The organism is Desulfonatronum zhilinae (assembly GCF_900182865.1).
GTDB lineage: Bacteria > Desulfobacterota > Desulfovibrionia > Desulfovibrionales > Desulfonatronaceae > Desulfonatronum > Desulfonatronum lacustre.
This window is the reverse complement of record NZ_FXUJ01000030.1, coordinates 21996-28975: the sequence shown is the minus strand read 5'-3', so window position 1 is coordinate 28975 and position 6980 is coordinate 21996. Positions and strand designations below refer to the sequence as shown.

Genomic DNA, 6980 nt, shown 5'->3' with positions numbered 1-6980 from the left:
ACACCCGACCCCATTCCGAACTCGGAAGTTAAGCCCTCCAGCGCCGATGATACTGCGGTTCTAACCGTGGGAAAGTAGGACGCCGCCAGATCATTCCTCATCACAAAAACGCCCGCTTAGGAAACTAAGCGGGCGTTTTTGTTTTTAACCGCTGAATATGATGGGAATGAAAAAGTGTCCGCTTTCGAGTGAAAGCCTCAACTGCTCTTACATTCGTGGGATCAACTGGTTGAGCAAAGACGAGAGACGGCCTCCAATGTCTTTTCCCACGGAAATGATTTCCTCAAGGGAAGTCGGGGCCATGCAGTCCGGAAGGTTTTTGTTCGTGAGGCAGGATAAGCCTAGTATTTCCATGCCCATCTGCTTGGCCGCGATGGTTTCCATGACTGTGGACATGCCGATGGCGTCCGCGCCGAGTCGGCGAAACATTCTGGTTTCAGCCGGGGTTTCCAGGCTGGGACCGAGAATCCCGATGTAAACGCCGTCTTGAAGCCGCTGGCCCAATCGGAGCGCGGTAGCGTGGGCCAAGTCGGCCAGCCGCGGAGAAAATAATTGACTCATGTCCGGGAAAAGCGGGTCGCCGTAGTTGAGGCCGACCAGCGGGTTGCGTCCCGTGAGGTTGATTTGATCGGTGATGACCATGATTTCCCCCGGATGATACAGAGGGTTGAGGGCACCGGCGGCGTTGGTTATGATAATTTTTTTAACCCCCAGCAATCCCAGGGTACGCAGGCCAAAGCAAACCTCGTCCGGCGTATATCCCTCGTAGAGATGAAAGCGACCCTGGAGGGCTAAAACGGGAACGTTCCCGACCTGTCCCGCGCAAAGCCTGCCGGCATGACTTTGGACGGTGGCTTCGGGAAAGCCTGGGATTTGCGCGTAATCAATGGCCTGAAAGGCTTGCAGGGTTTCCACCCATTGACCAAGTCCGGTCCCGAGGATAATGCCAACAGGTGCTTGCGAGCGTAAAGTGAGTTGAGGGGATAGAGCCCCGGCAGCGGCGGTTTCTAGCTTAAGAATTGTGCTGGTCATCTCTGGCTTTTCTCCTGGCATGCTTGTTATGTATTTGATGATGCCGCAAAAGGTGGGGACTTTGCCTTCGGCGGAATATTTCATTTTGAAGACAAGAGGCGATAAAAGCAATGGATAAGACGACATTATTCGGGATCATTGCCGGTACGTCCTTGATTCTCGTCGCCATCGTGCTTGGCGGGGCAGTAGACACCTTTGTTAATGTTCCCGGATTCTTGATCGTTGTCGGCGGTACTTTGGCAGCTATCTGCGTCAACTACCCGCTCAACGATATTATCCAAGCGCATACGGCGGCTTTTAAGATTTTTCTTTCCCGGAAGGTGCGTGAGATCGACGTGGTGAACACGATGGTCAAAATCGCGGATATCAGTCGTAGAGAGGGGTTGCTGGCGCTGGAGAACATCAAGACCGAGAACCTGATTCTCAAAAAGGCCTGCCAGCTGATTGCCGACAACGCGGACCCAATGATGATTCGAGAAATGTTGGCCATTGAGATCGCTTCATTGCGCCGTCGACACCTTATTGTACATGATGTGTTCAAACGGATGGGGGCGTATGCTCCTTCCTTCGGCATGATCGGCACGTTGATCGGTCTCGTGCAGATGCTGGCCGCTCTTCACGATCCGTCATCCATCGGTCCGGCAATGGCCGTGGCCTTGCTGACCACTTTTTATGGCGCCATGATGGCCAGCCTGGTGTTCCTGCCCGTTGCTGGGAAATTGCGGAGCCGGAGTCAAGAGGAAGTTTTGCATCTGCACATTATTTTCGAAGGCGCAAAGTGCATTCTCGAAAACAACAATCCCCGGCTTGTCTACGAAAAGCTCTCATCTTTCGTTCCTCCAAAGGACCGTCGCAGTGAGCGTTGATTTTCAAATTTCTTCCCAAAATACGTCGATCTTGGAGTCCGACCTCGACGAGAATGGTGAGGGCGATAAAGACTGGATGGTGACATTCACGGACATGTGTCTGTTGCTCCTGGTTTTTTTTATCTTGCTTTTCACCATGTCCACTTTGGATGACACTCGCTTTCAGGAGTCGTTTTTTTCCGTGCGCATGGCCTTGGGCGATACCATGGGAGGTACGCTTGGGGCGGATAGAATTCCCGCCGAAGACATCGGCGTGTTTATCGATCAGGCGATGCTGCATAGGCAGGTGGTTGAGAATCAGCGTCGTATTTTTTCTGATTTTCGGTATTATCAAAATACCAAAGGGTTGGAAGGCGTCGTCGGGGCCGTATTTGATGAAGGAACGATCACCTTGCGGGTACCGGGAGACGTTTTGTTCGGACTGGGGCAGGTCACCTTGACTCCCGAAGGACGGCGCGTCATCGCGGAACTTAAGGATTTTTTTATTCGCTATCATGATCAAACCATTAATATTCGGGGCTTTACGGATGATATTCCCCCCCGAAGCGGCGGACGATTCGAGGACAATTGGGAAATATCCGCCTTGCGTGCCGTGAACGTCCTACGCTATCTTATGGAACTCGGCATTGAGCCGGTACGGTTGACGTCCACGGGGTTGGCGGAAATGTATCCTCTTTTTCCGAATACCACTGACGAAAATCGAAGCAGAAACAGACGAGTCGAATTCGTCTTGGAGAAGCGCATTGGGAATTGAACCGCTCGACTTTTCGGTCGAATATCCGAATGATGGTCATCGAGATCATCAACGCCGCGCTGTTCGCGTCCATCTTCCGGGACTTACGGTTTGGGTCCTGGAACGAGAAGCATTTTACCCCGTGGTCGATCTGAGCACATTTGGCCTGGCCTTCAAGGACGAGTCAAAGTCTTTTCTGGGCGGGCAAACAGTGACGGTGGACGTGCATGTTCAAGGAAAGGTCTGGGTTGCCGGACTGGATGCCAAAATCGTCACAATCCGGGATGGCATCCTGGTGGCGTGTACGTTTCCGAATATGTCCAAGCTCCAGGAGCAGCGCATGGACAAGCTCAGCTTGGAAATTCAAAAGCGATGGATCAAAATCCGTAAATTTCAGAAACAGCAGGGCGAGGATGAAGCAAACGCGAAGCAAACATAAAGTCCTTATCGCCAATCGCGGCGAAATTGCCATTCGGATCATCCGGGCTTGCGAGCAGCTCGGCTTGGATTTCGTCTGCGTCACCACCAAGGAGGACGTGGCGTCCGGGCATTGCCGGCTGGCCGTGGAGTTGGGTGGTGAGCAGGCCTTATACAGGATCAGTTCCTACTACGACCCAAATGAAATGTTTTCGGTGGCGGATGTCTCCGGAGCGACCGCTATTCATCCTGGGTACGGGTTTTACGCCGAGGATCACCGGTTCGCCCGTCGTGCCAGCGAGCGCGGCCGTCCGTTGATTTTCATCGGACCATCCTGGGCCGTTATTCGAGATCTCGGAGACAAGATCAATACCAAGCGCCTGGCCCGGAGCCTGAACATTCCGACCATCCCCGGCTCGGATCGACCGCTGTACGATGAGATCGAAGCCGAGAGCATCGCCGAGGCCCTCTTTGCATTTCAGGTGGACCAGGGCGTGCATAGGCCAGTGGTTCTGGTCAAGGCTTCCGCCGGAGGCGGGGGCATGGGCATTGAGGAAGTCAACGACCCGGATAAATTTCGAGCTACCTTTCGTCGGGTGCGCAACTACGCCAAACGACAATTTCGAGATGAAGGTGTACTGGTGGAGCAGCGCATTTTTGACTTCAACCATCTTGAAGTGCAGATCGTGGCCGAGCGCTCCGGGACGAACATCGTCCACTTCGGTACCAGAAATTGTTCGGTGCAAAGTATCGGGCGGCAAAAACGAATCGAAGTCGCACCGGGGTTTGCCCCGCAGTTCGTGACGTATGCCTTTGACGCCGGGGAGGTGCTTGATTCCATCATCAACCACTCCCTGACCATGGCCAGGGAGGTCCGCTACGACAACGTCGGCACCTGGGAGTGGATCGTCACGCCGAACGGGCAGCCGTTTTTGCTTGAAGTGAACACTCGTATTCAGGTGGAGAACGGAGTCAGCGCCATCATTTCCAGGCTTCCGGGCAAGAAGCAGGTCAATTTGATCGCGGAGCAGATCCGTTTGGGGCTGGGCGAGCCCATGGGATACGCCCAGAAAGACATCGTGTTCGACGGTGTCGGGATCGAGTACCGGATCATCGCCGAGGAGCCGGACAACAAGTTCGTGCCCTGGGTCGGGCGAATCGACCGTTTCTCTTGGAAAGACGAGCCCTGGGTCCAGGTCTTCACGCATGTACCCACGGACAAACCGTACGACATCCCAACAGAATACGACCCAAATTTGGCCTTGGGCATTGTCTGGGGAGAGACGCTGCATCAGGCGCGGGAACGTGGCCAGGCGTTTCTGGACAACCTGGTGCTGGAAGGCGAGAACGCTCAGGGTAAGCCGTTGCAGTCCAACATCGCTTATTTGCGTCAAAAAACGGATATGCTGCTGATGTTTTGATTTTCTCTCCGAGAAGATTCACTGTTACGCTTCGAGCACATCATTGGAACACCCCCTCATCCATGAAGTCATGGGAGCAGGAACCCGGTGAGGATTTTGTCATGCCTTTGCAGCCGAGAATCACTTGGGCCGCAAGGTGCCGATTTGGGAGTTCGGAGTTGTCGCCCGTGCATCTTCGCACTGTGGAGGACCAGCTCATGGATTGTCCGCACCAACCCTAATCGATCATATTTAGAGAATAACCCGTGATGGATATAGATAAAACCATTTTCGAACTGCGTGAGCGGCTAAAGTACATTCAGGATATTTTTGGTCCGAAAGAGAATGAAAATGTATTGCTTTTGCGGGCCAAACTTCAGGAGTTCGAGGAGCAGCTTCCCAAGCTGGATCCTTCGGAACAAATCCGACAAATTTCTTCGCTGGAGGATCTGTTCGGTTTTTTGGAGAAGAAGCTGGAGCGGCAGCTCACGCCCATGGACAAGGTCCGGATCGTTCGACATCCCCAGCGGATTTCATTGAAGGACATTCTGGAGCACGTCTACGACAACTACACGGAAATCGGCGGCCAGGACGAATACAGCGTGGACCCCAGCATGCTGATCGCCAGGGCCTACATCACCCGACGGGTGGGGAACAAGGTCTTCAACCAATCCGTGATGGTCATCGGCCAGGAAAAAGGTCACGGCCAGGAGTTCCGCAACGGCGGTTCGGTCAAGCCCTGGGGGAACGCCAAGGCCTTGCAGTACATGAAGGTCGCCGAGACCGAGAACATTCCCATCCATGCCTACGTGAACACGCCCGGCGCGTTTCCCCTTGAGGACTATCCCGGAGCTGCTCAGCAGATTGCCCGAAACATCTATGAAATGGCCGGATTGCGGGTCCCGGTGATCGCCATTTTTTCCGAGGGCGGGTCCGGGGGAGCGGAAGCCATCGGGCTGGCCGACGTGCGGCTGATGCTTTCCCACGGGTATTACTCGGTAATTTCTCCGGAAGGCGCGGCGGCCATTGAGGGGCGTATCAGGCAAGGGCAGCGTGTTCCGTCGGATTTGGTGGAAAAATGCGCAAAACAACTCAAAATTACCGCTGAAGACAACCTCTCCCTGGGGCTTGTGGACAGGATCATCCAGGAGCCGGTACTGGGGGCGCGGACGGAGCATTTTGATTTCTTTCGGACATTGCGCCAGGAAGTGATCAACGCCACGGACGAGATCGTCCTGCGGGTTCGCGGGATGAACTACTTTCGGGCCAAGGCCGTCATGCGTCAGAAGAAATCACCCGGGGCCAATGCGGAGAATATTTTCGTCCGTTGGAAGCTTGGCGCGGCGGCTCGGGATCGGTTGCTCTGGAAGCGCTACCAGCGCTTTATGACCATGAGCCGACATGCCGTACTGGACCGGCGCTCCCTGGGGCGAAGAGTCTATGATTACGGGACGGATCTGGGGTGGTCGGTCTATTCCTTTTTCAAGTACGATTTCTGGCGCAAGCATCAGAAAAAGGTGACCCAGGTGGCCGAGGATGTGGGGGCCGAGTTTCAGGTGGTGCTGAACAAGTGCTTCGCGCCCATCAAGCGGATCAAGGGCTCCCTGAAGGGGGGCGAAGGAGACGCGGGCGGGGACCAATGCCAACTGACCCAGTTATCCCGGTGGGAGGAGCGCGAGGCGGAGCCGAAAAAGGAGTATCTCAGCCCCAAGGCCAAACAGGACGTGACCATCACCTGTCCCAACACGCCGATTCACGGCTGTCTGGACATGTGGGCTCCAGACCTGTTCGGCGAATGGGCCGGGGTCTGCATTCACTGCGGACACCACTTCCCGATGGAATACGACTGGTATCTGCGCAACGTGTATGATCCGGATTCCGTCAGGGAATTCAATGCCCAGATCGAGGCCAAGAATCCTCTTGGTTACGAGGGCCTGGACTTGAAACTGGAGGAAGCCAAGCGCAAGACGGGGCTGAAAAGCTCGTGCATGACCTTCGAGGCCACCATCAACGGTGTGAGCGTGGTCACGGCCATGCTCGCGGCCGGTTTTCGAGGGGGCTCGGTGGGGGCGGCGGAAGGCGAAAAATTCATTCGCGCCGTTGACCGGGCGCGTAAAAAGCATACCCCATTCATAGCCTACGTCCACGGCACTGCCGGAATTCGCATTCAGGAAGGGACCCTGGGCGTTATCCAGATGCCGCGATGTACCATGGCCGTTCGGCGGTACCTGGAAGACGGTGGACTGTATCTCGTGGTCTACGACACGAATTCCTACGCCGGACCCGTGGCCAGTTTTCTGGGCTGTTCTCCGTACCAATTCGCGATCCGTTCCTCCAGGGTCGGTTTCGCCGGTCCCGGCGTGATTCAGGAGACCACGGGCATGCCGGTGGAGCCGCACTATCACGGAGCGTATCAGGCCTTGTCGCGCGGGCATATTCAGGGCGTCTGGGACCGCCGGGAGATGCGCAAGAACGTATATCAAGCCCTCCTGACCGTGGGAGGAAGGAATCTGTATTACCGCTAGTCGCCGG

General features: G+C 55.2%; 6 protein-coding genes and 1 rRNA gene. 6 read left to right on the top strand and 1 reads right to left on the bottom strand.

Annotation, left to right across the window (positions count from 1 at the left end):
- Positions 1-91: ribosomal RNA gene (rrf, locus tag AC559A_RS17085) — 5S ribosomal RNA — on the top strand; the annotation flags it as partial.
- A gap of 116 nt (positions 92-207) precedes the next feature.
- Here the strand turns inward: rrf and AC559A_RS17080 are convergent.
- Positions 208-1032: a purine-nucleoside phosphorylase gene (locus tag AC559A_RS17080; RefSeq protein ID WP_498818915.1), complete on the bottom strand. Its 825-nt coding sequence runs from the start codon at positions 1030-1032 to the stop codon at positions 208-210.
- 110 nt (positions 1033-1142) lie between these two features.
- Between AC559A_RS17080 and AC559A_RS17075 the strand changes: the two genes are divergently transcribed.
- The 5 genes from AC559A_RS17075 to AC559A_RS17055 all read left to right on the top strand — a co-directional run bounded on the left by AC559A_RS17075 (position 1143) and on the right by AC559A_RS17055 (position 6973).
- Positions 1143-1898: a motility protein A gene (locus tag AC559A_RS17075; RefSeq protein ID WP_498818914.1), complete on the top strand. Its 756-nt coding sequence runs from the start codon at positions 1143-1145 to the stop codon at positions 1896-1898.
- A complete protein-coding gene (locus AC559A_RS17070) occupies positions 1888-2652 on the top strand; it encodes an OmpA/MotB family protein (protein ID WP_498818913.1) in 765 nt (254 codons plus the stop codon). The genes AC559A_RS17075 and AC559A_RS17070 overlap by 11 nt, the downstream gene beginning before the upstream one ends.
- A 121-nt stretch (positions 2653-2773) precedes the next feature.
- The gene (locus AC559A_RS17065) at positions 2774-3070 is read left to right on the top strand and encodes a PilZ domain-containing protein (RefSeq protein ID WP_498818912.1); all 297 of its coding nucleotides are present in this window, start codon (positions 2774-2776) and stop codon (positions 3068-3070) included.
- Entirely contained in the window at positions 3045-4469 is a 1425-nt protein-coding gene (locus tag AC559A_RS17060; protein WP_498818911.1) for an ATP-binding protein, read from the top strand. The genes AC559A_RS17065 and AC559A_RS17060 overlap by 26 nt, the downstream gene beginning before the upstream one ends.
- Positions 4470-4717: 248 nt before the next feature.
- Positions 4718-6973 carry a carboxyl transferase domain-containing protein gene (locus tag AC559A_RS17055; protein WP_028572201.1) on the top strand — a complete coding sequence of 752 codons (2256 nt, stop codon included), beginning with the start codon at positions 4718-4720 and terminating at the stop codon, positions 6971-6973.
- Positions 6974-6980 lie beyond the last annotated feature (7 nt).